The 4237-nt window shown below is 65.7% G+C and carries 4 protein-coding genes; all 4 read right to left on the reverse strand.

Features of this window, described 5'->3' with window-relative positions; translation table 11 throughout:
* Positions 1 to 953 (reverse strand): FAD-binding protein (locus MOV75_RS29075; protein WP_247007050.1); only part of this gene is annotated, 953 nt, incomplete at its 3' end.
* Positions 954 to 1011: 58 nt separating this feature from the next.
* Positions 1012 to 1896 (reverse strand): intradiol ring-cleavage dioxygenase, encoded by an 885-nt coding sequence (locus MOV75_RS29080; protein ID WP_247007051.1) that lies wholly within the window; start codon positions 1894 to 1896, stop codon positions 1012 to 1014.
* Between the two features lie 15 nt (positions 1897 to 1911).
* Positions 1912 to 2814, reverse strand: a complete 903-nt coding sequence (locus MOV75_RS29085) for an NAD(P)-dependent oxidoreductase (protein WP_247007052.1) — start codon at positions 2812 to 2814, stop codon at positions 1912 to 1914.
* A 21-nt stretch (positions 2815 to 2835) separates the two neighbouring features.
* Positions 2836 to 4209 (reverse strand): amidohydrolase family protein, encoded by a 1374-nt coding sequence (locus tag MOV75_RS29090; RefSeq protein ID WP_247007053.1) that lies wholly within the window; start codon positions 4207 to 4209, stop codon positions 2836 to 2838.
* Positions 4210 to 4237: the final 28 nt, after the last annotated feature.

A 4237-nucleotide genomic window follows, 5' to 3' on the forward strand; every position in this document is an offset into this window, starting at 1 on the left:
AGCCGGCTGCGATCTTCCGCTGCCTTGGCCCAGGCAAAGCCGTGGCCGCCGTGGTCGGCGGCAATCGCCTGCGCGGCCTCGGCCTGCTCGGCGACGGAGGACTCCGAGCCGTGGAATTCGAAGAACAGGGTGGGCGCCTCGCGATAGCCGAGCTTCGCGTAGGCATTGATGCCGCGCATCATGACCTCGTCGAGCAGCTCGATCCGGGCCACGGGAATGGCGGACTGGATCACGGAGATCGCGGTATCGACGGCGTCGTGCAGCGTGTCGAAGCTGCAGACGGCGGCCGAGATCGCCTGCGGCACCGGGTGTACCTTCAGCGTGATCTCGGTGATAACACCCAGCGTGCCTTCCGCGCCCACGAACATGCGTGTCAAATCGTAGCCGGCCGCCGACTTGCGCGCGCGCCTGGCGGTGCGGATCACGCGTCCGTCGGCCAGCACCACCTCCAGAGCCATGACGTTGTCCTTCATGGTGCCGTAGCGCACGGCCATGGTGCCGGAGGCGCGGGTGGAGGTCATGCCGCCAATCGAGGCGTCGGCGCCGGGGTCGATCGGGAAGAACAGGCCTGTGTTGCGCAGCTCCGCATTGAGCTGCTTGCGCGTGATGCCGGGCTGCACCACGACATCCATGTCGCTGTCGTGCACCGCCAGCACCTTGTTCATGCGCGCGAAATCGAAGCAGACGCCGCCGGCGACGGAGGCCGCATTGCCCTCAAGCGAGGTGCCGGCACCGAACGGGACGATCGGCATGCCCGCGCCAGCGCAGAGCTTGACGATCTCGGCGACCTCGTGCGTCGTTTCAGGGAAGACGACGATGTCGGGCGGCAAATTGCGATAATGCGACTCGCTCTGCCCGTGCTGATCGAGCACGCCGCGCGCGACGCTCGCGCGCGGACCGATCAGGCCTGTGAGGCGATCGGCCAATGCTGCCGTGCTGACCCGCGGTCCCATCCTCAGCTCCCGTCTGCTCCCTGTTGCCGGACTCTTGTTGGTCCGTCGCCGCGTAAGTCTAAGCGGCTCTTGCGTTGCTCGCGACCTGCTTCAGGCCGAAATCGTAATTGAGATGAAAATACTCGTGCTCCACCATGCGACCATCCGGCGCACGGCCGGCGGGCTGACGGACGAACTCCCGGATCAGGCTGTCCTTGACGCCGAACACCACGTCGCTGTCGAGATACTGGTCGCCGGCGACGAACACATGGGTCACGAGCTGCTCGAAGCCGGGCGCCGAGATCATGAAATGCACATGCGCCGGGCGCCAGGGATGGCGGCCCTGCGCCTCCAGCATCTGGCCGACCGGGCCGTCATGCGGGACGGGGTAGGCAGCCGGCTTGATCGACCAGAAATGGAATCTGCCGCTCGCATCAGTGTGGAAGCGCGCGCGCATCGCGAGATCGCCGATGGCGTCGAGCTGCTGCACGTCGTAATAGCCGTCATCGTCGGAATGCCAGACGTCCACGACGGCGCCTGCGAGCGGGCGGCCGTCGACGGTCGAGACCGAGCCGGTGACCAGCATCGGATCGCCCTCCATCGGGCCGGAGATATCCGCGCCGCTATCCCTCTCAGGCGCGGCCTGAACGAAAAAGGGCCCGAGCACCGTGGTCTCGGTTGCGCCCTCCGGCACCGGGTGGTTGATCGCATCGACCAGCATGGAGACGCCGAGCGTATCCGACAGCAGGATGAATTCCTGGCGCTTGTCGTCGCACATGTGTCCGGTCCGGGTCAGGAAGTCGATGCCGTATTCCCATTCCTTCTGGGTCGGCCGCACTTCGCGGACGAAGGCGTGCAGGTGGCGCACCAGCGCTTCGCTCACCTGCTTGATCCGTGGGTCGGTCGCGCCCGAGATCCGCTCCAGCACCGCATCGGTGATCGTGTTCTCGTTGAAATTGCGCATGCGTATCTCCGTCGATCAGAGTTTTGGCTCGCCGAGGCCGGACAGTCGCTCGAGGTGCTTGACGGTCGCGATGAAGTCGGCCTCGCCGTCGCCTTGTGCGACCAGGGCGCCATAGGTCTCGCGCACTTGCGCTGCGAGCTGAAGCGGCACGCCGACGGCGTGGCCGGCGCCGAGGATGAGGTCGAGATCCTTGGCCATCTGCTTGCAGGAGAAGGTGGACTCGAAATCGCGGCTGCGCAGCGGTGCGGTCTTGTACTTCACCATCGGCGAAGCCACGGCGCTGTCGTCTAGCACCTTCAAAATGTCCTGCCAGGCGATGCCGCCCTTGCGCGCCAGTGCCAGGCTCTCGGCCATCATCGCCGCCGACACGGCGATCATCAGATTGACCGAGAGTTTGGCGTAGCGCGCTTCCTCGGCCGGCCCGAGATAGGTCTGCGCACGGGTGAAGGCCGCGAACAACGGCCTTGCGTTCTCGAAGGCGTCCTTCGGCCCCGAGACGAAGCAGGTCAGCGCGCCCGTATGAACGATGCTGGCATTGCCGGAGACCGGCGCACGAAGATAAGCGATGCCGCGTGCCTGCGCGGCGGCTGCAACTTCGTTGGAAGCGTCAACGCTCACGGTGCTGGTCTCGACCAAGATGGCTCCGGGCGCCATCGCGGCGACGAGGCCGGTCGGGCCGAGCAAGGCGCCGCGCAAGGCCGTGTCATCGGGCAGGGACGTGATGACGGCGGACTTGCCGTTCACGGCCTCGGCGGGCGAAGCCGCAATCGAAATGCCCTGCGCGCGTGCCTCATCGAGCCGCGCCGCGCTCTGATCGAATGCGGTGACAGTGTAACCGGCCTTGGCGACGAGCACCGACATCGGCAGACCCATCTTGCCGATCCCGATGAAAGCGATGTTTTTCGAAGCATCTGTCATTGTTGTTGTCCGTTGGCGCCTTCAGGCGGCGCGTCCCTGTCGTTCGATGTCCTGCACCAGCCGCCGGCCGGATTGCGCCAGCAGCTGTTTCTTCGTTTCCAGCCCGTCAACCAGCAATTGGCCATTCCGTTTCTTCCAGGCGCCACCGATCATCACGGCCTCGATATTCGCGAGGCTCGTCTGCATCACGACGGTTGCGACGGGATCGTGGACCGGGACAAGGTTGAGATCCGAGGCGTTGATGATGACGAGGTCGGCGAGCTTGCCCGGCGTCAGCGATCCGATCTGATGCTCGCGACCGAGCATGCGGGCGCCTTCCGTCGTGATCCAGCGCAGGGCCTCGCGGACGGGGATCGTGGTCGTCGCCGGAATGGCGCCACTCACTTTGCGCGTTTCCGCATTGTCGAGCGACCGCTGCATCGACAGCGCAATGCGGGCGGCGGAGAAGAGATCGCCGGCCAGTATGGATTCGAGGTCGATGCCTATCGTCGGGCGGACGCCACGCTTCAACAGGCGTCCGGTAATCGGGAAGCCGTGGCCCTGGATCATCTCGTTCTCGGGCGTCACCGAGAAGGACACACCGAGATCGATCATTCGATCCAGGAGATCGTCAGGCAGATCGTTGCCATGGACGATGTTGATCCCGGCGCCGACGAGGCCGGCCGCGATCAACTTCTCCCAGCCGCCTGATGTCTTGGCCGGTCCGCCGCCCTGATGCATCGAGGCGATCAGGTTGAGTTCGTGCGCCATGCGGAAGTCATGCATGGCGACGTCGAGGGTCGAGTAATGCGGGCCGAGAATGGCGAGCCCCATTGTGACGAGGCCGTTGCGATCGGCGAGGGGGCCGGCAAGCAGCCGTTCGACCTCGCGGCGCGGATGCGGCACCTCCGAGAAATGCGGCTCGCCCGGCTTCGGCTCCGGCTTGGGTGAGCCGTGGAAGAAGGCGGCCCGGATGCCGCTCTCGATCAGGCCGCGCACGGCGGCGTCGGTGTGATCCGGCGTCGGATTGTTGTGGCACCAGTCGACCAGCGTGGTCGTGCCGCAATTGATCTGGTTCAGCGCGCCGACGAGGGTGGCGATATGGATGTCCTCGGGGCGAAATACGGTGGCAAGGCCGGCATGCATGCGGCGGAAATATTCCAGCAGCGTCCAGTTGGCAGCATAGCCGCGCAAGCCCGTCTGCCAGGTGTGCATGTGCGCGTTGATGAGGCCCGGGATGACGATGCGGCCCTTGCCGTCGACGATCTCGGTATCGCCCGCGCCGCTGCCGAGGTCGATCGACGGCCGCACCTCGGCGATACAATTGCCCTCGACCAGCACGTCGCAGGTCGCGAGATCGCCAATCGCGTCATCCATGCTGATGACGGTGGCCGATCTGATCAGCGTGCGCCGCATCGCCTCACGCCGCCGCTTTGGTGGCGGC

Origin of the sequence: Bradyrhizobium sp. PRIMUS42 (genome assembly GCF_023006515.1) — a bacterium.
GTDB lineage: Bacteria > Pseudomonadota > Alphaproteobacteria > Rhizobiales > Xanthobacteraceae > Bradyrhizobium.

What these genes read in the sequence shown, in the direction of transcription:
- MOV75_RS29080 (WP_247007051.1), bottom strand. Translation starts at nt 1,896, where the DNA reads ATGCGCAATTTCAACGAGAACACGATCACCGATGCGGTGCTGGAGCGG.
- MOV75_RS29090 (WP_247007053.1), bottom strand. Translation starts at nt 4,209, where the DNA reads ATGCGGCGCACGCTGATCAGATCGGCCACCGTCATCAGCATGGATGAC.
- MOV75_RS29085 (WP_247007052.1), bottom strand. Translation starts at nt 2,814, where the DNA reads ATGACAGATGCTTCGAAAAACATCGCTTTCATCGGGATCGGCAAGATG.